At 56.5% G+C, this 20,335-nt stretch carries 17 protein-coding genes; 11 read left to right on the forward strand and 6 right to left on the reverse strand.

Going from position 1 to position 20,335, the window contains the following annotated elements; genetic code table 11:
• The first annotated feature begins 93 nt into the window (after positions 1 to 93).
• Positions 94 to 1,059, forward strand: coding sequence for a glucokinase (locus tag PQU98_RS12050; protein ID WP_272745186.1), 966 nt, complete (start codon positions 94 to 96; stop codon positions 1,057 to 1,059).
• 84 nt (positions 1,060 to 1,143) lie between these two features.
• Here PQU98_RS12050 and PQU98_RS12055 read toward each other — a convergent pair whose 3' ends face one another.
• On the reverse strand, positions 1,144 to 2,829 hold the full coding sequence (locus PQU98_RS12055) for an MFS transporter (RefSeq protein WP_272745187.1): 1,686 nt from the start codon (positions 2,827 to 2,829) through the stop codon (positions 1,144 to 1,146).
• 167 nt (positions 2,830 to 2,996) lie between these two features.
• Here PQU98_RS12055 and PQU98_RS12060 point away from each other — a divergent pair, with 167 nt between their 5' ends.
• From PQU98_RS12060 to PQU98_RS12105, 10 genes are all read left to right on the forward strand, one after another.
• Positions 2,997 to 3,248, forward strand: a complete 252-nt coding sequence (locus PQU98_RS12060) for a hypothetical protein (protein WP_272745188.1) — start codon at positions 2,997 to 2,999, stop codon at positions 3,246 to 3,248.
• A gap of 89 nt (positions 3,249 to 3,337) precedes the next feature.
• Positions 3,338 to 3,958, forward strand: a complete 621-nt coding sequence (locus PQU98_RS12065) for a carbonic anhydrase (protein ID WP_272745189.1) — start codon at positions 3,338 to 3,340, stop codon at positions 3,956 to 3,958.
• 263 nt (positions 3,959 to 4,221) lie between these two features.
• Positions 4,222 to 5,139: an aldo/keto reductase gene (locus tag PQU98_RS12070; protein WP_272745190.1), complete on the forward strand. Its 918-nt coding sequence runs from the start codon at positions 4,222 to 4,224 to the stop codon at positions 5,137 to 5,139.
• 141 nt (positions 5,140 to 5,280) lie between these two features.
• Positions 5,281 to 6,162 carry a bifunctional DNA-formamidopyrimidine glycosylase/DNA-(apurinic or apyrimidinic site) lyase gene (gene mutM, locus PQU98_RS12075; RefSeq protein WP_272745191.1) on the forward strand — a complete coding sequence of 294 codons (882 nt, stop codon included), beginning with the start codon at positions 5,281 to 5,283 and terminating at the stop codon, positions 6,160 to 6,162.
• 201 nt (positions 6,163 to 6,363) lie between these two features.
• The gene (rpsT, locus tag PQU98_RS12080; RefSeq protein ID WP_189484805.1) at positions 6,364 to 6,633 is read left to right on the forward strand and encodes a 30S ribosomal protein S20; all 270 of its coding nucleotides are present in this window, start codon (positions 6,364 to 6,366) and stop codon (positions 6,631 to 6,633) included.
• A gap of 737 nt (positions 6,634 to 7,370) precedes the next feature.
• Positions 7,371 to 8,912, forward strand: coding sequence for a chromosomal replication initiator protein DnaA (gene dnaA / locus PQU98_RS12085; RefSeq protein ID WP_272745192.1), 1,542 nt, complete (start codon positions 7,371 to 7,373; stop codon positions 8,910 to 8,912).
• Positions 8,913 to 9,103: 191 nt separating this feature from the next.
• The gene (gene dnaN, locus PQU98_RS12090) at positions 9,104 to 10,225 is read left to right on the forward strand and encodes a DNA polymerase III subunit beta (protein WP_267524852.1); all 1,122 of its coding nucleotides are present in this window, start codon (positions 9,104 to 9,106) and stop codon (positions 10,223 to 10,225) included.
• 154 nt (positions 10,226 to 10,379) lie between these two features.
• Positions 10,380 to 11,483 (forward strand): DNA replication/repair protein RecF, encoded by a 1,104-nt coding sequence (recF, locus tag PQU98_RS12095; protein ID WP_438263878.1) that lies wholly within the window; start codon positions 10,380 to 10,382, stop codon positions 11,481 to 11,483.
• Positions 11,484 to 11,497: 14 nt separating this feature from the next.
• On the forward strand, positions 11,498 to 13,939 hold the full coding sequence (gene gyrB / locus PQU98_RS12100) for a DNA topoisomerase (ATP-hydrolyzing) subunit B (RefSeq protein WP_272745194.1): 2,442 nt from the start codon (positions 11,498 to 11,500) through the stop codon (positions 13,937 to 13,939).
• A 79-nt stretch (positions 13,940 to 14,018) separates the two neighbouring features.
• Positions 14,019 to 14,681 carry a hypothetical protein gene (locus tag PQU98_RS12105; protein WP_272745195.1) on the forward strand — a complete coding sequence of 221 codons (663 nt, stop codon included), beginning with the start codon at positions 14,019 to 14,021 and terminating at the stop codon, positions 14,679 to 14,681.
• Between the two features lie 103 nt (positions 14,682 to 14,784).
• Here the strand turns inward: PQU98_RS12105 and lpdA are convergent, their stop codons facing one another.
• The 5 genes from lpdA to odhB all read right to left on the reverse strand — a co-directional run bounded on the left by lpdA (position 14,785) and on the right by odhB (position 20,283).
• The gene (gene lpdA / locus PQU98_RS12110; RefSeq protein WP_272745196.1) at positions 14,785 to 16,191 is read right to left on the reverse strand and encodes a dihydrolipoyl dehydrogenase; all 1,407 of its coding nucleotides are present in this window, start codon (positions 16,189 to 16,191) and stop codon (positions 14,785 to 14,787) included.
• A gap of 113 nt (positions 16,192 to 16,304) precedes the next feature.
• Positions 16,305 to 16,835: a hypothetical protein gene (locus PQU98_RS12115; RefSeq protein WP_272745197.1), complete on the reverse strand. Its 531-nt coding sequence runs from the start codon at positions 16,833 to 16,835 to the stop codon at positions 16,305 to 16,307.
• 79 nt (positions 16,836 to 16,914) lie between these two features.
• Complete coding sequence (locus tag PQU98_RS12120; RefSeq protein ID WP_272745198.1) at positions 16,915 to 17,784, reverse strand: hypothetical protein; 870 nt, start codon at positions 17,782 to 17,784, stop codon at positions 16,915 to 16,917.
• Positions 17,785 to 17,787: 3 nt separating this feature from the next.
• On the reverse strand, positions 17,788 to 18,642 hold the full coding sequence (locus PQU98_RS12125; RefSeq protein WP_272745199.1) for a hypothetical protein: 855 nt from the start codon (positions 18,640 to 18,642) through the stop codon (positions 17,788 to 17,790).
• A 117-nt stretch (positions 18,643 to 18,759) separates the two neighbouring features.
• Positions 18,760 to 20,283 (reverse strand): 2-oxoglutarate dehydrogenase complex dihydrolipoyllysine-residue succinyltransferase, encoded by a 1,524-nt coding sequence (gene odhB, locus PQU98_RS12130; RefSeq protein WP_272745200.1) that lies wholly within the window; start codon positions 20,281 to 20,283, stop codon positions 18,760 to 18,762.
• Between the last annotated feature and the right edge of the window lie 52 nt (positions 20,284 to 20,335).

Genomic DNA, 20,335 nt, shown 5'->3' on the forward strand with positions numbered 1-20,335 from the left:
TTTTAAGATTAATCAAGACTTATCGCCTACTGTGAGCGGTAACACATAAAGAAAGTCCTAAAATGGACATAAGATACAGGGACATACGGGAACATGGTACAATCGGTACTCTTAAGTGACATCTCAAGTGGCGACTATCTGAAACTGGCTTTGGCCCGTCCGGGCGAGCGTCCGGGGGCGTTTATGCACTATACGTGCTCAAGCCTTGATGAGTTCAATGCCGATATCACAGAGTTCCTGTCGGCGAATGGCAATCCGCGTCTGAGGGGGGCGGCCTTTTCGACATCGGGCTGGGAAACCAATGGCGTGGTGGAACTGGTGCGTTACGGTTTTCACCTGAAACGGGCCGATATCCGTAATCTTTTGGGGATTCAGCGCCTCAATATTGTCAACAATCTGGTGGCCAAGGCTTTGGCGGTGCCGCAGCTTGAGCCCCATGAGCGAGAAAAACTATTCGGAGGCGATGCCACGCCGGATCAGCCGATTGCGGTTATCGGGCCTGAACATGGCCTGGGCGTGGCGCTGCTGGTGCCCGATGGCATGGGCAACTGGACGGCCATGCCATCTGAGGGGGGGCATACGGACCTTTCCGCCACCAATGCCGAAGAGGCGGCCGTGCTGGCGCTTATGGTCCAAAAATTCGGCCATGTGTCGCGCGAACGGGCGGTTTCAATTGCCGGTCTGGCTGAAATCTGGCGCTGTCTGGCGGTACTGGATAAGGATGATGTGGCAACACCTCCACCGGAAGAGATTGTGGCGCGGGCCTATGCCGAGGATGAGCGGTCAAAACGCGCCATTGCCATTAGTCTGGGCTGGTATGCGGCTATGGCTTCTGATACGGCCCTGATGATGGGTGCGCGTGGCGGGATTTATCTGTCGGGTGGGATCGGTGATCTTGTCGGTGACCTGTTCGACCTTGAGGCGTTTGCGGCGCGCTTTTACGATAAGGGTCGGGTGATCAGCTTCCTGAAAGGGATTCCAGTCTATCGCACCAAGGCCAGTGAGATGGAAATCCTAGGGCTGACGACCCTGTTTGATCCCGATCTTATGCCGGTTTAGAGCACTATAGACGCTCTAAACCGTTTATTTGACGCGCATCTGAATCCAAAAACCGCGTCACACTTTTTGGGATTCGCTCTCAGGTCACTCATCATCCGGGATGCTATCCAGGTCGCGGCCCGTATGATCCTTAAGGAACAAGACCGCGACCACAACCGCCAAAGATCCAATGATGACCGGATACCATAGTCCGAAATAGATATTGCCGGAACCTGCGACCATCGAAAACGATATGGCGGGTAACAAGCCGCCGAACCAGCCGGTGCCGATGTTGTAGGGCAGGCTGAGCGCCGTATAGCGCACATTGGTCGGGAACATCTCGACCAGCATCGACGCCATCGGCCCGTAAAGCGCGGTTGCCCCCAGCGCAAAGATCATCAGCACGGCAAACACACCCCACAGATTGGCCTGCTTTGGGTCGGCTTTTTCAGGATAGCCTGCATCTTTCAGGGCCGCTTTGAGTTGAGTTGTGGCTTGCAGCTTAAGGTCGCGCACCTCAGCCGGTTCAAGGCTGGCGCCCGATCTGATGGCGATCATCTCAGACCCGATCTGCACGGTTGCGGCGACTGCGCCGGGTTCAGAGGCGCGGCTCTCATAAGGCACGCCCAGATTAGTCACAATGGCCTTGGCCAGGTCACAGGGGGAGGTGAACTGGGCCTTGCCGACCGGATCAAACTGCACCGAGCAATCGCGTGGATCAGCAAAGATAAGAACCGGGGTCTTTGATATAGCCTGATCAAGCGCCGGATTGGCGAATTTGACCATCATGTGAAAGCCGGGGAAGAAGCTGATCACCGCCACGGCAATACCCGTGACCATGACTTTCTTTCGCCCTATACGGTCGGACAGGGAACCAAAGAAAATATAGAGCGGCGCGCTCAGCACGGTCATGGCCATGACCAGATAATTGATCGTGGCGGGTTCAAGCCTGACCGTCTTTTCCAGAAAGACCTGCGTGTAAAAAAAGGTGGTGTACCAGACCACACCTTGGGCGGTCATGAACGCAAACAGGGCGATCAGGACTTTTTTCAGATTGCTCCATTTGCCAAAGCTCTGGCGGAACGGGTCTTTGACGACAGCACCTTTGTCATGCAGGGCCTTGAACGACGGGCTTTCTGCGGTCTTGGTGCGGACATAGACCGACACCGCCAAAAGGCCGATCGAGATGATGAACGGTATCCGCCAGCCCCAGTCTGCGAACGCCTCTTCGCCAGTGAGGGTGCGGGTAACCAGAATGACCGCCAGCGCCGCAATAAGCCCAAGTCCGGCTGAGGTCTGGATCCAGCTTGTGAACATGCCGCGCTTATCGGCCGGGGCGTGCTCAGCCACATAGATGGCCGCTCCGCCATATTCCCCGCCCATCGCAATGCCCTGAACGATGCGTAAGCCCATCAGCAGCAGAGGCGCCACGATCCCGGCCTGTTCAAAGGTTGGCAAAAACCCGATCAGAACCGTCGCTATGCCCATGATCAAGATGGTGTATAAAAATGTACCCTTACGGCCTTTGCGATCACCAATGTGGCCAAAGATCAAGGCCCCCAGCGGGCGCGACATAAAGCCGAGCGCAAACGTCAGCAGGGCCAAGATCATCCCCGTCGTTTCTGACAGGCCCGTGAAGAAGTTTTTGGTAATAATGCTGGTCAGGGTGCCGAAGATGAAAAAATCATACCATTCAAAGGTCGTGCCGGCAGCGGAGGCCGCCACTATGGTTCTGAGGTCGGATTTTTTGGCGGCATTTTCAGTATCGGCAGGTGCAGTGTCATTGGCCATGTGAATGGGTGTTCCCTGATTTTGTTTACTCTGTCTGGCAAACCGTCTGCGCAATGACAAGCGTTTTGTGGTCACGCCTGTAACGCGGGATGATTTCACAGAAACTTCGTGGTAATTTGTCTTAAGCTGTGTAAGCTTGGCACGGGATGACAAACGGGGGTTTTGCGATGAAATTTCAAGCTATGACGCGCCGCGCCGAAGGGGTGGACAGCTATGCGTCCCATAAAACAGCTTCCCCTACCCAGAGCCTGATAAATGTTTTGTCGGGGATATTAAGTCTTCTGGGGGCGGTGGTGCTGATCCTGCTGCTGAAAGAAGGCTCGTTCACCAAGGCTGGAGCCTTTATGGACGTGGGTTTAACCAAAGCGGTCGAGGGGATCGCTATCGTGATCGGTTTTGTCCGCGGCCTCATCGGTTAGCCACGTCATTTACCATTTTGGGGGTTGTCAGGTGTGCGGCTTGGCCTTATCTCGCCGGTAGTTTCTCTCAGTGAAAAGGACGCCGCGACATGGTTGACAGCCTCATTGAAAATAACCGTCTATGGGCGCGCGAGAAAACCCGCGTCGATCCGGATTTCTTTTCGCGTTTGGTGCGTCAGCAGGCCCCGGACTATTTATGGATTGGCTGCTCAGACAGCCGCGTGCCCGCCAATGAAATCGTTAATCTCGACCCGGGCGAGTTGTTTGTTCACCGCAATGTGGCCAATCTGGCCCCGGCTCAGGACGCCAATTACCTGTCGGTTCTGCAATATGCGGTTCATGTGCTGAAGGTAAAGCATGTTCTGGTCGTTGGCCACTATGGCTGCGGTGGGGTGCGGGCCGCTATCGACTCTAAGGATCATGGCCTGATCGACCATTGGCTCTCGCCTATCCGCGATGTCGCCCACGACCATCGCCATGAACTGTCAGCTTTTGACGATGACAATGCCAAGATCGACCGGCTATGTGAGTTGAATGTGATTGCTCAGGTGCGTAATGTCTCGGTCAATCCGATTATTCATTCTGCCTGGGTGCAGGGTCATCAGGTTGCTATTCATGGCTGGGTTTACTCGATCGCCAATGGTCTGGTGACCGATATGAACGTGTCGGTACGCAGCATGGCCGACCGTCAGCGCCTGTTCGATATCTAAATTTTATGGCGGATAAATATGGGGCAGAGCGGTTTTTCAGGTGAAACCTGTAAATAACCCATAAAAATAGGGGCCGTGATCACGATGGCCTCGAAATCTTCAGAACTTGTTTAGCACTTTTCGATGTAATGGCCCAAAGCGGTAGATTCGTAGCACATTTGCCGCGCCATAATATCGGGTGTTGAACAAGGCTTCATGACGCTGAAAACCTTTATCTTCAATGGGTTTTATGACCGCGACCGCGCTGCGTCGGGCGGTTCCCTATGACCGCAGCCTTGGGTCTTGGTTCGGCGCAGTTTGGCACCGACTACGGTATTTCCAACCCGCGCGGCCGGGTGGCTGAGGATGAGGTGCGCCACATCCTGCAATATGCCGCCGACTGCAAAATCCTGCCGATTGATGTAGCGTTTTATGATGGCGATGTCGAACGCATATTGGGTCGCTGCTGGCCGTTTCCGTCACCGTTCAAACCGCAAATCCGCACCCAAAGTCTCGATAAGGGCCTTGACTGGATCGAAGCCCGCCTCAAGCGTAGTGTCGACCATATGGGTCTGGCGCGCGCCCATGCAGCTCTGGTAGATTGTCCCGAAGATTTAATGGGTGCCGGTGGTGCCGATCTGTGGCGCCGGCTGGAGACCCTGCGCGGCAACGGCATGATCTCCAAAATCGGCATCAGCGCCCACATCGATGATGAGCCCCTGCTGCTGGCCAAGCGCTTCAAGCCCGACATCATGCAGGTGCCGGTCTCCATCCTTGACCAGCGTCTGGTCGAAGACGGCACGCTTGAGGCTCTGGCCGATATGGGGGTTGAAGTGCAAGTGCGCTCGGTCTTCACCCAGGGCCTGCTGTTCGTGCCGCGCGAGACCCTGCCCGCCAGTTTGCAGCCCTTCGGGCCGCATCTGTCTAAGCTGCGCCGGGTCATGGCCGAAGCCGGGACTGACCCGCTCCATGCCGCCCTGAGTTATGTCATGAACCTCAAAGGCGTCTCGACCGTGATCGTGGGCGTTACTTCGGCGGCCGAACTGCGCGCTATTGTGGCCGCCTCTGAACGCCCCAAGCCCGATCTGCCCTGGTCAGGTTTTGCGCTCAGCGAAGATCGCATCCTCGATCCGCGCCTGTGGTTCCTGCCGGACGAAGATTTGCCGCAAAAACCTGCTTCCCAAGTCATCAAAGCCGCCTAGGGGCAAGCCCCTAGAACCCTTTGACCAGAGGTTGCCAGCATAAATCTGTGTCCGTATATCTCTCCTCCCCTGTTCACGGGGGAGGTGGCTTAGGCTGAAGGCCTAAGACGGAGGGGGCATCTGCCCTGTGTGAGGTCATTTATGCCGGAACTGCCAGAGGTAGAAACCGTAAAGCGCGGATTGGCGCCGTCTTTAGAAGGTGCGGTTCTGTCGAATGTGCGCTTGAACCGGCCAAATCTGCGCTACCCGTTTCCCGAACGTTTTGCCGAACGGCTGAATGGCGCGACGGTTGTGCGGTTGGAGCGGCGGGCGAAATATTTACTGGCCTATATGGATACCCAAGATGTCTGGGTGACGCATCTGGGTATGACGGGACGGTTTCAGGTCACAGCTTTGGGTGACAATGCCGCCAAGGCGCTGGACGGTAATTACTACCATTCAGTTGATACGAATACTAAGCACCTACATATGTCGGTGGTGGCTACCAAAGGCGACCAGACCCATCTGATAGATTATTACGATCCCCGCCGGTTCGGGTTTATGCTGCTGCTGACGCCAAATGAGCTGAGCGCCTCAAAATGGTTTCAGGGTTTGGGGGTTGAGCCGCTGGATGAGGCGCTGAATGCAGATTTTCTGATGGCGCAATTTGCAGGCCGTGCCGCCAACCTCAAGACGCTACTGATGGCGCAGGGGCTGATCGCGGGTCTTGGCAATATTTATGTCTGCGAAGCCCTGTACCGCGCCCGCCTGAGCCCGGACATGGCCGGACGCGATCTTTCCGCTGATGGTGCCGCACGGCTGTCGGCGGCGATTAAATCGGTTATTAGTGAGGCCATAGCGGCGGGTGGGTCATCGATCAGCGATTTTGCCGCCACGTCGGGTGAACTCGGCTACTTTCAGCACCGTTTCAAGGTCTATGACCGCAAGGGCCAGCCATGCCTGACGGAGGGTTGCGCGGGCGTGATCGAGCGCAAGGTTCACACGGGCCGCTCTACATTTTACTGTGCAACCTGTCAGAAATGATGACGTTGTGGCGCAAGCTGTAACGGCGCAAGGCCCGGCCTTGTCCACATGGGGAAAATTCCCAAATTACGTTATTGACCTCAAGGCGGGGTTCGGTTATATCCCGCCCCTCTTGAAATTCATGTTTTCGCGGTCATGAACTTGATAAAGTTCACGGATTGCAGGACATATATCTTTTACTCTCGTCCCCAAAGGTGATGAATGGCTAATAATCCCGGCGCCAAGAAGGCGATCCGCAAGATCGCCCGCCGCACTGAAGTTAACAAGGCGCGCCGTTCGCGCGTGCGTACCTTCGTTCGTAAGTTCGAAGAAGCCCTGAGTGCGGGCGACGTGGCTGTGGCCAAGACCGCTTTTGTTGAAGCGCAATCCGAGCTGATGCGTGCGGTATCTAAGGGCGTGGTTCACAAGAACACCGGCGCCCGTAAGGTGTCGCGCCTGGCGGCTGCCCTGAAGAAGCTGGCGGTTGCCTAACTAAGGATCTGCCTGTGCGGGGTCTATCCCTGATGCGGGCGGTCACTGCTGATTAAGCCTTTCCAGAAGGGCCCGACCGCTTATGCACGGGCCCTTTTGTTATGGCTGATGGCTGTCATTTCAACGCTATTGTGATCTCAGTTTTTCACTTTGTGAGGTGTGGTTAAACCTTCCGGAGACGGTGAACTGCGTGTGTAAAAACCACTCGGAAAGGCCGAAAAATAAATCGTAAAAGATTTATTAAATTCTCTTTGCGAGCGAATAGGTTACCGGAGTCAACAGAAAATTCCGCACCGCCATGCAAATAGATTCGTTGACCGAGGCGCTGGCTTGATTAAGTTGTAGGTCTCTTCACCCTTTCCATCCCAACACGGATGAATTGGACACTGCGTGAGCTATGCTCGCGCGGTGGGAGAGAGACTGTCTCTGTTACACGGGTCGTTTGCGGCAATCAGCTATGATTTCGGGGCGCAGACGGATAAGCCTTGAACCTGTTCGACAGAGGCAAAAAGCGGACATCAATTCCGGTGGTGGCAAAAAAACGGCCCGACCGGCCTGATTGTTCGTGAAATCGGGGGCTGGCTTGTAAGGTGACGGGCATTGATCACCCTTAGGTTTGGGTGTGCAGGGAAACGTCTGTGCGGATGACGGGGCTGGCTATAAGTGGCGTGGCTTAAAATATCAGGGTGGTAGAGTTGAGTGTTGGTTTGGGGAATATTGATCGGGGCGATAACAAAATGCCAGGTTTAACAAACTGGTCACCGATCCTGCCTGAAACGGTATGGTCCAAAGTGGCGTCGGCGCTTCGCCAGGAGTTGGGTGACGGGCCTTATAATTCTTACGTAGCGCCTTCGGCGCTGAAGGTGACGGTTGACGGTGATCCGGTTCTGGTGACGCCGACCGTGTATGCACGCGACTGGTTTCAGCGTAACGCTCTGCGTCGCATCCATGAGTTATGGGCGCAGTTCGATCCGGAAGGCCGGGTACTCGATCTGCAATCGCGCATCGATTTCGACACATGTGAGCGCCAGCGTCAGGCCCAAAAGGCTCTTTCGGAAACTTTAGACGTTGCGAAATCGGTAAGCCGTTCAGAGTCTGATATGCCGTTGTCTTCAGTGAAGGCAAACGATGCGGCGATTGTCGCCGATACCGGTGTCTCAAAATCAAATGAATTGTCAGGTCTTGAGGCGACGCAAGTCCAGGCTCTGGCCCAGGCGCGGGCTGATCTCAACCGCATTGCGGGTTTGCAGGATCGCCTGACCTTTGAAACCTTCGTCGCCGGCCGCGGCAATGAATTCGCTTATACGATGTCGCGTCAGGTGGCGGGCTGGGGTGATGGGCATTTCAATCCGGTATTTTTTCATGGCCCCTATGGTTACGGCAAGACCCACCTTCTGAACGCTATTGCCTGGGAAGCCAAGGTGCGCCGCCCGGATGCCAAGATCGTGTATCTGACGGCGGAGAAGTTCACCAATACCTTTGTCAAGGCGGTGATGGATCGCTCGCAAAGTGTCTTTAAAGAAGAAATCCGCAGTGCCGACCTGCTGCTGATCGATGATGTTCATTTTATCGGCGGCAAGACCTCGTCTCAGGAAGAGCTGTTCCATACCTTGACAGCGCTGATTGAAAAGAACCGTCGTGTCGTCTTTACCGCCGATCGTCCGCCTACTCAGCTTACGGAAATAGAGGCGCGGCTAAGATCGCACTTGTCATCCGGTCTCGTCTGTGCTTTGGACGTGGCCGATCAGGCCTTGAGAATAGGCATCATCGAGCGCAAGCTCGAACAACTGTCGCGTCGTCTGGGATTGTCCCGGATGCCGCATGTCGACGTATTACAATTTATAGCAGACAGCGTACCCGGTTCCATTCGTGAACTCGAAGGGGCGGTGAATACGCTTGCCGCTTCGGCAGGTGCGCGTCTGGGGAGTTTGACTTTGGACGAAGCTATGGCCCTGTTGCAACCGAACCTTAAGGTTTCTGTTGAGCGCCGTGTAACTGTTGATGAGATTCAAAAGCTGACGGCTGATCATTTCAGCCTGAAACAAGCCGACCTGCTGTCGGAGCGCCGGACCCGCAGCGTTGCCCGTCCGCGTCAGGTGGCTATGTGGCTGTGTAAGCAGCACACCACCCGTTCCTATCCGGATATCGGTCGCCGCTTTGGTGGCCGGGATCATACTACCGTTCTTCATGCGGTCAAAAAGATCGAGGAGCTGCTGCAAACGGACGATCAGATCGCCCGTGATGTTGAGGCCCTGACCCGTAAGTTGCGCAGCAACTAAGACAGCTAAAACACAGATTAAAGTTACGGGGTGCGGGGTCTTATGACCCCGCATCTTTTTTTACGTAAACGATTAAAAGATATGGGGTCTCAGACCCCAAACCCCATTTACAGGGCGCGGTTTGCACACTAATCTCCGCCCTCCTTGTTGCGCCGGTAAAAGATCGGCAGGGTAAAAATCGGGACGATAAGATGCAATTGATCATCGAGCGGGGCGCGCTTTTAAAGGCTTTGGGTCACGTACAAAACGTGGTGGAACGCCGCAATACGATCCCCATTCTGTCCAATGTGCTGTTGTCGGCCGAAGGCTCTCAGGTGTCGTTTTCAGCGACCGACCTTGACATGGAAATTGTCGATGTCGCCGAAGCCATCGTCTCCATTCCTGGGCAGATTACCGCCCCTGCCCACACCCTTTATGAAATCGTGCGCAAGCTGCCGGAAGGCGCCGATGTCGAGCTGAAGTTTGCGTCCGGTGAAGATCCGCGTCTGACCGTTTCAGCCGGCCGTTCGCGCTTTGCCCTGCCGGTGCTGCCGGCCGGAGATTTCCCGGTCATGTCCGGTGACCACGAAGGGGTGACGTTTCAGGTCTTAAAAGAAGACCTTAAGCGCCTGATCGATAAGACCCGCTTTGCGGTGTCGACCGAAGAAACCCGCTATTACCTCAATGGCCTTTATTTGCACACCCTGACCGAAGAGGGTTCCGGTTATCTGCGCGCCGTGGCGACTGATGGCCACCGTCTGGCTTTGGCTGAAATGCCGGCTCCCGACGGCTCAATGGGCGGCCCGGGCGTGATCGTGCCGCGCAAGACGATCGATCAGGCCCGTCGCCTGCTCGATGATGGTTCCGGCTCGGTCGAAGTGACCGTCAGCCCCGCCAAGATCCGCTTTAATTTCGGTCAGGCGGCGCTGACGTCCAAGATCATCGACGGCTCGTTCCCTGACTATGGCCGCGTGATCCCAAAGAACAACGAAAAGATCATGCGCGTCGATTCCGGCGTCCTGTCCAAGGCTGTTGACCGGGTGTCGACGATCTCGGCGGAGAAAAGCCGCTCGGTCAAACTGGCCATTGAGCCCGGTCGCCTGACCCTGACCGTGCGCAATATCGAAGCCGGTCAGGCCGTCGAAGAGGCCGAAATCGACTACGACAATGACACCATCGAAATCGGCTTTAATGCCCGCTACATCCTTGATGTTATGGGCCAGATCACCGGCGATGTGGTGGAGCTGCGCCTGAATGATGCGTCTTCGCCGACGCTGGTTATCGATCCGGCGGATCAGGGCGTACAGTACGTTTTGATGCCTTTGCGCGTATGATCCTGTTCCTCCTCCCTACGCTTGCGTGGGGAGGTGCCGAGCCTGTCGAGGCGGAGGGGTCTCTTAGTGATCGGTGCCATCCCCCTCCGTCTGATCGCTTCGCGCTCAGACACCTCCCCATCTGCGCCAACAGGCTTGATAGGGAGGAGATCATATAGTGAAAACCTATATCCATCGCCTGTCCCTGACCGATTTCCGATCCTATACGTCGCTGGATTTTGATCTGGCGGGGCGCAGCGCCTATCTGTTTGGGCCGAATGGGGCGGGTAAGACCAATCTGCTTGAGGCCATCAGCGTTTTAAGTCCCGGTCGGGGATTGCGCGGGGCGGCGCTTGCCGATCTGGGCCGCAAGAACCCGGATGAGCCTAAGGGCCGTCCGTGGGGGGTGGCCGCCCGCCTGATCAGCGAAGACGATGACATAAATATCGGCACGGGTTCCGATCCGCGCGACCTCAATAAGCGCGGCGTGCGGCTGGACGGGCAGAACGTCTCGGCGGCGCGGCTGCTGGATCACCTGCGGCTGGTGTGGCTGACGCCCGCCCAAGACCGCATCTTTCTTGAGGCCCGCGCCGAGCGGTTGCGCTTTTTTGACCGGCTGGTCTTTGCCGATGAACCGGCCCACGCCAGCGTGGTCAATGCCTATGAAAAAGCCTTGCGGGAGCGGCTGCGGTTGCTGGTGCATGGCCCTGCCGATGACGGTTGGCTGAGTGTGCTGGAGCAGCGTCTGACCGAATCCGGCGCCCGCATGATCGCGTCGAGGCAGCGCGCCATGACCGCTCTGCAAGCCGAGATCGAAGACCATCACGGCGCTTTCCCCAAGGCGGATCTGGCCCTGCTGGGGGCTGATAATCCCGATGATCTGGCCGAGGGTTATCGTCGTGCCCGCGCCAGAGATGCCGCCGCCGGTCGATCCCTGTTCGGGCCGCACCGCATGGACCTCAGCGTCTTTCACCGCGATAAAAACCGCACGGCCTCGGACTGTTCCACCGGTGAGCAAAAGGCGCTGGTACTCAACATGATTTTGGCGCAAGGCTCGCGCCTGTCGCGCCGGTCTGACCTGCCTAATCCGGTGCTGCTGCTGGACGAAGTGGCGGCCCATCTTGACCCCGTCCGCAGGGCGGCTTTGTTTGACGAAACCACCCATTTAAGGCTACAAACGCTCTTTACAGGGACGGATGAAAATCTGTTTGATGCTCTCAAAGGGCGCGCCCTTGGTGTTCGCATAGATGGCGGACAACTTACGGAATTTGTTGATTAAAGTTTGGAAAAATCATGAGCGAAGACCCTATCGATCCGATCGAGGCCGCAGGCGATGATCAGGTAGCTGCGGAATACGGCGCTGATTCGATTAAGGTGCTCAAGGGGCTCGATGCCGTGCGTAAGCGTCCGGGCATGTATATCGGCGACACAGACGACGGTTCGGGCCTGCACCACATGGTCTACGAAGTGGTCGATAACGCGATCGATGAGGCCCTGGCGGGCCATGCCACGCGCGTCGAAGTGATTCTGAATGCCGACGGATCGTGCACGGTCACCGACGATGGGCGCGGCGTGCCGGTCGATATCCACGAAGGCGAAGGCGTGTCGGCGGCCGAAGTCATCATGACCGAACTGCACGCCGGCGGTAAGTTCGACCAGAACTCATATAAGGTCTCCGGCGGTCTGCACGGCGTGGGTGTTTCGGTGGTGAATGCCCTGTCTGATTATCTGGATCTGACCATCTACCGTCAGGGCAAAAAGCATGAGGTGCGCTTTGAGCGCGGCGTGACCGTCAGTCCACTGAAAGTTACAGGTGACTCTCCTCTGCGGGAAAATGGCAAGGAATATACCGGCACGCAGGTGACGTTTTTCCCGTCGATCACGACCTTTGCCTTTATTGAATTTGATCGCAAAACCTTGGAGCACCGCCTGCGCGAACTGGCGTTCCTGAATTCCGGCGTTCACATCCGGTTTGCCGACCTGCGCGAAGCCGAACCTTACGACATCATCCTGCATTATGACGGCGGTATCGTTGAGTTCGTCAAGCACCTCGATAAGGCCAAGTCGCCGATCATTAAGGAACCGGTCGCGGTGCGCGGCGGACGTGACAAGGTTGAGCTGGATCTGGCCCTGCAATGGAACGACAGCTACCACGAAACTATGTTGTGCTTCACCAACAACATCCCTCAGCGCGACGGCGGCACCCATCTGGCGGCGTTCCGTGGGGCCCTGACGCGGGTGATGTCGGCCTATATGGAATCGTCCGGTGCGGCCAAAAAAGAAAAGATCACCGTCACCGGCGAAGATGCGCGCGAAGGCCTGACCTGCGTGCTGTCGGTTAAGGTACCGGATCCTAAGTTCTCCTCCCAGACCAAGGACAAGCTGGTCTCCTCCGAAGTGCGCCCGGCGGTCGAAGGTCTGGTTTACGATAAGCTGACCCAGTGGTTTGAAGAAAACCCGGTCGAGGCCAAGCAGATCGTCTCCAAGATCATCGAAGCCGCGTCAGCCCGTGAAGCCGCCCGCAAAGCCCGTGACCTGACCCGGCGTAAGTCGGCGCTCGATATCTCGTCTCTGCCCGGCAAGCTGGCTGACTGTCAGGAACGCGATCCGGCCAAGTCTGAAATCTTTATCGTCGAGGGTGACTCCGCTGGCGGTTCAGCAAAACAAGCCCGTAACCGCGAAAATCAGGCCATTCTGCCCCTGCGCGGTAAGGTTCTGAACGTCGAGCGGGCCCGCTTTGATAAGATGCTGTCATCCGAGCAGATCGGCACCCTGATTGTGGCGTTGGGGGCTGGCATTGGTCGTGACGATTTTAACATTGAAAAGCTGCGCTACCACAAAATCATCATCATGACCGATGCTGACGTCGACGGCGCGCACATCCGGACTCTGCTTCTGACTTTCTTCTATCGTCAGATGCCCGAAGTGATCCGCAACGGTTACCTCTATATCGCCCAGCCGCCGCTCTATAAGGTCGCCAAGGGTAAGTCGTCGCGCTACCTCAAGGACGATGCCGAACTGGATGCCTTCCTGATCGAAGAAGGTGTGCAGGAGGCGACGCTTGAACTGCGTAGCGGGGAGCGTGTGACGGGTCTTGATCTCGAAGAACAGGTGCGCACCGCTAAATCGTTCAAGCAAAGCGTCGATCGTTTGTCATCGCGTGCACCGGCCTTTGCGATTGAGCAGGCGGCGCTGTCGGGCCTGTTTGGGGCCAGCCCTGATCTGGCCCAGACAGCTATGCGCCTTGACCGTCGCAACGAGGACGGTGATGGCCCGTGGTCGGTCATGGTCGGTGAGGGGGGCGGTTATGTGTTCTCGCGCGTGCGTCGCGGTGTCAGTGAGCGGATCGTGCTGGATGAGGCTCTGATGCACTCAGCCGATGCGCGCCGTCTGGCTGAGCGGGCGGAGGCGATTGGCGACCTCTATACGCAAGCCTCTGTCTTCCGCCGTAAGGATAAGGTCACGGACATTCGCGGGCCGCTCGATCTGGTGGCCGCAGTGCTGGATGCCGGTCGTAAAGGTCTGTCGATCCAGCGCTATAAAGGCCTTGGGGAAATGAACGCCGAGCAATTGTGGGAAACCACGCTGGATAAGGACGTGCGCACTTTGTTACGGGTCGATGCCGAAAACACCGATCTGGCCGACGACATGTTCAGCCGCCTGATGGGGGATCTGGTCGAACCGCGCCGCGAGTTCATTCAGGACAACGCCCTTGACGCCGAGGTTGATGCCTAGCAGGCAGGGGCGCGGCCCCTGCACCCGGAACTTTTCACCCCTCTAAGCCTGCTTAGAGGGGTTTTATATTGAGGTGGTTATGGAACTCTTCAACCAATTTAATAAAATTTTCGCTGAAAAATCAGCAAGCAACCGAACTCTTTTCAGCCAAGAAAATCTTAAACTGACATCATGCTATCAGTCAATTTTAGAGGCTTTGGTAAGTCTTTTTAGCCGGTATTCTGAGGAAAAGGCCGAAGATATCTCAGACAATTTGCGCAAACGTATGAGTTTGTGCGCTCACTATTTTCAAGGAATAGTTTTAACTGAGCGTCTTATTTCAGAGGGTATTTATTTCAAAGCTTGCGCATGTCTTAAGCAGCAGCAAGAGACAATAGCGTTAATTAATCAGATTGAGCTGGGTTTAAGCGATTCAAAACCCAGCATCAAAAAATTAAAAGAAAGATTTCATGACATAATGGGACCCGTAAATGGGCTCCTCAATGACGTATCCCACATGTCATTCAAAGATATATCGCAAATTATCGTCTATGACGATTCTGAAGAGAGCGTGTTTGGGGCTTCTTTATTTCCGGTATACAAATCTGCTTTTTCAAGAGAGCTATATTTGTATTTCATTGCCTTCTTGTTCATTTATACGCTGCTTTTAAAGCAGGTAATTTCTGACCTATTCGGGGGAGATTACTCATCAGAAGAAAACCAGAGCCTATTAACCGCGTTAAAGCTTTACTCCGAGGCTTAGGCATCAAAAAAGTCTCCGCAAGGATAGCCTTGCGGAGACTTTTTTCATTCTTAAACCACTCAAAAGTACACTGAGCGGAGCGAAGGACTTTTGAGTGCGACCCTTACGCCTGCATCGTCCAGCCTTCGACGCCCATAGCCGCCTGCTTAACGGCTTCAGAGCGGGTCGGGTGTGGATGGCAGGTGCGGGCGAGGTCTTCGGACGCGCCGCCAAAGGCCATCAGCACGCACGCTTCGCCGATCATTTCCCCGGCTTGCGGACCAAGGATGTGCACACCATAGACCTTATCGGTCTTGGCATCGGCCAGGAACTTCACGAAACCATCGGTCTCATGGTTAATCTTGGCGCGGCTGTTGGCCATGAACGGGAACTTGCCGGTCTTATACTGCACACCAGCGGCCTTAAGCTGATCTTCGGTTTTACCGACCCACGCCACTTCGGGGAAGGTGTAGACGACCGACGGCACCAGATCATAATCGACGTGACCGGCCTTACCAGCGATCAATTCGATCACGGCGACGGCGTCTTCTTCGGCCTTGTGGGCCAGCATCGGACCGTGGATCACGTCACCGATGGCCCATACGCCCGGCGCGGAGGTCTTGAAGTGATCCGTGGCGATAAAGCCGCGCTGATCCGGCGTGATGCCAACCGTATCAAGCCCCAGACCGGCGGTGAACGGACGGCGGCCAATGGCCACCAGAACCACATCGGCTTCCAGCGTTTCAGCATTGCCACCGGCGGCGGCCTCTAATGTCAGGCTGACGCCAGATTTGCCGGTCTTGGCCGAGGTAACCTTGGTGCCGAGCTTAAAGGCAAAGCCCTGCTTGGTCAGGATTTTCTGGAACTGGGTAGCCAGTTCGGTGTCCATGCCCGGTGTGATGCGGTCGAGGAATTCAACCACGGTCACCTTGGCACCCAGACGACGCCAGACCGAGCCAAGTTCAAGGCCGATGATGCCCGCGCCGACGACGACGAGGTGCTTAGGCACGGCCGGCAGCGACAGGGCGCCGGTGGAATCGACGATCTGCTTCTGGTCAACCGTGACACCCGGCAGCGGGGTCGGCTCAGAGCCGGTGGCGATGACGATATGCTTGGTGGTCAGTTGCTCGACCTTGCCATCAGCGGCCGTGACGGACACCTTACCCGCCCCTTCGATCTTACCGAAGCCGACGAAGTAGGTAACCTTGTTCTTCTTCATCAGGAACTCGACACCCTTGGTCAGGGCGCCTACGCTATCCTGCTTGGCCTTCATCATCTGGATGAGGTTGAGCTTTGGGGCTGGGACGTCGATGCCGATATGGGCAAATTCACCGGAGGCGGCCTCGAACAGTTCCGAAGCGTGCAGCAGAGCCTTTGACGGCATACAGCCGACGTTCAGACAGGTGCCGCCCAGTACGCCGCGCGATTCCACGATCGCCGCTTTCAGCCCCAGTTGGCCGGCGCGCACCGCCGCATTGTAGCCGCCGGGGCCACCGCCGATGATGACTACGTCAAAGTTCGTGTCCGCCATGATACCTGCCCTTTTTTCATATCAAATGCTGGGATTGACGTAGGAGCCTAAGCCTTATGGGTCAAGCCTGTTCACAAGGAAAAGCCGCATTTTTTGCAGGTTTGACCCGATCGTCAGAATGGGCGGCGGTTGACGGGGCGCAGACGGGCTATTGCCATGATAAAACCTAAGCCCAGCGCGATCAGCGTCAGCACATAGCGCGGATCCCAGCCCGACAGGATTTCAAGGATTTTGTCATATATCCCTGAGCCCGCCTCACCCTTGGTCAGATAGGTCAGGACGACATCGGCGATAAAGCCCAGACCGTAAGCAAAGGCGGCGCGCAAATTGCCATTGGCAAACAGAAACGCGGCGATGACATAGAGGGCCACGACCGACGCCCATAACCAGATTACCGGCTTATTATCGGTTTCTATGGCCTCTAACGCGGTGCGACCCTGAATGGATTCAGCCATAGGTGGGGCATAAGGGTCGCGAACAGGCGCCGTACTGTAGCCGCCGCGATAGTCGATATCATCAGCGGCGCGCGACGATACAAATGGCTCATCGGGCTGGCCCAGCACCTTGGCCTGAATCACCGGCCAGCTAATCCAGACCGTATAGGCCAGAACCAGCGCTGATATCAGCCAGCGCAGAATTTTCATTGCTGCATCCACTATGAGCCCCCTCGGATCATCTGAAATCTGCGCGATATTAGCCTATTAACCTTAATTTGCCCACAGCCTAATTTACGACTTCAGAGGTGTCAGACAGGGTCGCGGCCACCTCTTCGACACGCGCATCAGGGTCACTCTTTAGTGTGCCGAGTGTACCCAGATGAGCCGCGGCATAAACCGATACCCGATTGAAATACTCACGGCTGCCGCAAGCCTGTGGGCCCAGACGCTGCGCATCCTTATAGACACTCTTGGCAGTCGCCTTTAACTCCCCAAGCCTTTCAGGGGGCAGATGGGTGGTGGCTGACGCATCAATCACCAGTGCTTTTTTCATTTGTTCGGAGACTTTGCCATAGATGGCGCAGGCCTGAGAGGCAAACACCATATAGCGATTAAGGACGGCGTCGCCCTTGAGCGTGTAGTCTTCTTTGGTAAAACTGTTGTCGCTCAGGGTGTTCATAGTGATGCTAAAACCCGCGCTTGGGCCGACACCTGTGCGGTCAACCGTCGAGCCGACAATGAAGGCTTGTTGTGGATTTTGCTTCCGGCCAAAGGCACGCGCCATCATAATCCAGAAATCCGGCTGCCCCAGCAAAGCCTCTTCGGTGCCTTCGAGTTTTATGCCATCTTTTTTGCGCACGTAGCTGTTCAGGAAATCCTGAAAGACGCCCTGAACGCGGCCGCGCTGCACAGAGTTTAACTCAATCGGGGCGCGGCCCAATTCCAGAGCCAAACCGTAAGACAGTACATATTCGGGCTTAAGCTCGGTCGCTTTTTCGGCCAGTTCTGCCATAGGCAGGGTCATGGCCCGTTCAATATGGGGATAGGCCTTGCGTGAGGCAGCACTATTGAATTGCCCGCCTTTATTGGGTGTGGCGGCCTCTGTAATCGGTGCGATCAGGCAGAGACAGGCGGTAATTAGGCTTAAGGTCTTCATAGATTATTCGCTGTCAGGAGAGAGGCCAACCAGGGCCGAGGGATCGTCTGTGAGCAGGCCCAGCTTACCCAGATTAAGTGAGGCATAGGCGCGCACGGCTTTGTAATAATTGCTACTCCCGCAGGCATCAGTGCCAAAGCGGCGAGCATTTGCGCCAAGCGCTTTGGCTGACTGTTTGTATTCGGCCAGCTTTTCAGCCGTCAGATGCGGGGCGGCAGATGCGTCCACGATCTGCACCTTTTGCATCCGGGCCTCAGCGCGGGCATAGATGATGCAGGACTGTGCCGCAGACACCCTGCCGGCATCCAGTAGCGGCTGACCGACGAGGCTATATTGCTTGCCATCGCTGGCAGTAATGATGTTGGCATCGGTCGTGATGACGGTGCCGGAACCATCCGGGTTGTCGAGATAAAGCGATGGCGGACGTTCCTTGAAGCTTAGCGAGCGCGCCATCAAGATCCAGAAGTCCGGTTGATCGAGCAGTATGGCCTCATCACCGCGCAAATTGATATCATCCTTGGCGCGGACATAGAGGATCAGCATTTCCTTGAATACCGCCTGCACCCGGGAGCGCTCATTGGCAGACATATCGCGTGTGGCGGGCGCACGACCCAATTCCAGACCCAGACCATAGGTCAGCATGGCTTCGGCTTTTAACTCCGATGCCTGTGACAACATGTCGGCCATAGGCACGGTCATGGCGGTAGTGACATAGGCCTGGGCTTTTTTGGCCGCGCCCGGTGTGAACTTGCCATAGGTTTGCAGGCGCGGGCTTTTCGGTGCTGCGCTGGCTGTACCTGAGATAATGAAAGCTGTGGCGCACAAAAGCGCCCGTCCGACCGTGAATGGCCGCCCCATGATGTTTCCCCGTCCCGTATTTTATCGTTGAGGATACGATAGCGCTAACAGCGCGCAAACACCACAAAAAAGGCCGCTCCATCCGGGGCGGCCTTTCTGAGGAGATTTTATCAGATTTTAGACGTCGAGGATAAAGCGCTGCGGATCTTCGAGGCCTTCCTTGATGCGCACCAGGAAGGTCACGGCTTCCTTACCGTCAACGATGCGGTGGTCGTAGGACAAGGCCAGATACATCATCGGACGGGCCACGATCTGACCGTTCACGACGACCGGGCGCTGGACGATATTGTGCATCCCTAGGATACCGACCTGCGGCATGTTGAGGATTGGCGTTGACATCAGCGAGCCGTAGATACCGCCGTTGGTGATGGTAAAGGTGCCGCCCTGAAGCTGATCGAGCGACAGGGTGCCATCACGGGCCTGCTTGCCCAGACCGGCAATGCCCTTTTCGATACCGGCCAATGACAACTGATCGACATCGCGTAGAACCGGCACGACCAGACCCTTATCGGTGCCCACAGCAACGCCGATGTCGTAGTGGTTCTTATAGATGATGTCGGTGCCGTCGATTTCAGCGTTAACCGCCGGAATGTCTTTCAGAGCTGCGACCACAGCCTTGGCGAAGAACGACATGAAGCCGAGCTTCACACCGTGACGCTTTTCAAAGGCATCCTTATAGGTGTTGCGTAAGGACATGACAGTCGACATGTCAACTTCGTTGAAGGTGGTCAACTGAGCGGCAGTCGATTGCGACTCTTTCAGGCGACGAGCGATGGTTTGACGCAGGCGCGTCATCTTCACGCGCTCTTCGCGGGCGGCGGCGGGACGCGGAGCCACCGGAGCGGCAGGAGTCGGGGCCAGAGCCACCGGCGTCGGTGCTGGTGATGACAGGGCGGCCAGTGCGTCACCTTTGGTGATGCGGCCGTCCTTGCCGGTGCCAGCGATAGCGGAGGTGTCGAGGTTGTTCTCGGTCGTGATTCGTTGCACCGACGGCGACAGGTGCTGAGACGCGGCAGGGGCGGCAGCGGCAGCTACAGGCGCGGCTATCGGAGCCGGGCTTGCTGCGACCGAACCGGCAGAGGCACCGGCGGCGACCTTAGCGATTACCTGACCCGGGGTGACGGTCGCACCATTGGCGGCAACGATCTCGGCCAGCACGCCATCGGCCGGAGAGGCGACTTCGACGGCGACCTTATCGGTTTCAATTTCGACCAGAACTTCGTCTTTTTTGACGGCGTCGCCAGCCTTTTTCAGCCAGGTGCCGATGGCACCTTCGGCTACCGATTCACCCATGACCGGGGTTTTGACGTCTACCAGATTGCCGGAAGACGGTGCTGCGGCAGGCGCAGGTGCGGGCGCAGGCGTTGCTACCGGAGCGGCAGCCGGTGCCGGAGCCGCGGTGGCACCAGCCGCACCGATGCGGCCAAGGATGGTGCCGGGAACGACGGTATCGCCTTCGCCGACCAGAATTTCCGACAGGGTGCCGTCAGCGGGGGCGGCAACTTCGAGGGAGACCTTATCGGTTTCCAGCTCGACCAGAACTTCGTCCTTTTTGACGGCGTCACCGGGCTTTTTGGTCCAACGGGCAATAGTAGCTTCGGCAACAGATTCGCCGAGAACGGGAGTGAGGATATCAGCCATGAGGTTTCAGGCTCCGAATTTGAATTTTGAAAAATGCGTGTGGAGGAAGGCG

This window comes from Asticcacaulis machinosus (assembly GCF_028550435.1).
Lineage (GTDB): Bacteria > Pseudomonadota > Alphaproteobacteria > Caulobacterales > Caulobacteraceae > Asticcacaulis > Asticcacaulis machinosus.

Coding starts and splice junctions, on each gene's coding strand:
- PQU98_RS12050 (WP_272745186.1), top strand. CDS start 94: ATGGTACAATCGGTACTCTTAAGTGACATCTCAAGTGGCGACTATCTG.
- PQU98_RS12055 (WP_272745187.1), bottom strand. CDS start 2,829: ATGGCCAATGACACTGCACCTGCCGATACTGAAAATGCCGCCAAAAAA.
- PQU98_RS12060 (WP_272745188.1), top strand. CDS start 2,997: ATGAAATTTCAAGCTATGACGCGCCGCGCCGAAGGGGTGGACAGCTAT.
- PQU98_RS12065 (WP_272745189.1), top strand. CDS start 3,338: ATGGTTGACAGCCTCATTGAAAATAACCGTCTATGGGCGCGCGAGAAA.
- PQU98_RS12070 (WP_272745190.1), top strand. CDS start 4,222: ATGACCGCAGCCTTGGGTCTTGGTTCGGCGCAGTTTGGCACCGACTAC.
- mutM (WP_272745191.1), top strand. CDS start 5,281: ATGCCGGAACTGCCAGAGGTAGAAACCGTAAAGCGCGGATTGGCGCCG.
- rpsT (WP_189484805.1), top strand. CDS start 6,364: ATGGCTAATAATCCCGGCGCCAAGAAGGCGATCCGCAAGATCGCCCGC.
- dnaA (WP_272745192.1), top strand. CDS start 7,371: ATGCCAGGTTTAACAAACTGGTCACCGATCCTGCCTGAAACGGTATGG.
- dnaN (WP_267524852.1), top strand. CDS start 9,104: ATGCAATTGATCATCGAGCGGGGCGCGCTTTTAAAGGCTTTGGGTCAC.
- gyrB (WP_272745194.1), top strand. CDS start 11,498: ATGAGCGAAGACCCTATCGATCCGATCGAGGCCGCAGGCGATGATCAG.
- PQU98_RS12105 (WP_272745195.1), top strand. CDS start 14,019: ATGGAACTCTTCAACCAATTTAATAAAATTTTCGCTGAAAAATCAGCA.
- lpdA (WP_272745196.1), bottom strand. CDS start 16,191: ATGGCGGACACGAACTTTGACGTAGTCATCATCGGCGGTGGCCCCGGC.
- PQU98_RS12115 (WP_272745197.1), bottom strand. CDS start 16,835: ATGAAAATTCTGCGCTGGCTGATATCAGCGCTGGTTCTGGCCTATACG.
- PQU98_RS12120 (WP_272745198.1), bottom strand. CDS start 17,784: ATGAAGACCTTAAGCCTAATTACCGCCTGTCTCTGCCTGATCGCACCG.
- PQU98_RS12125 (WP_272745199.1), bottom strand. CDS start 18,642: ATGGGGCGGCCATTCACGGTCGGACGGGCGCTTTTGTGCGCCACAGCT.
- odhB (WP_272745200.1), bottom strand. CDS start 20,283: ATGGCTGATATCCTCACTCCCGTTCTCGGCGAATCTGTTGCCGAAGCT.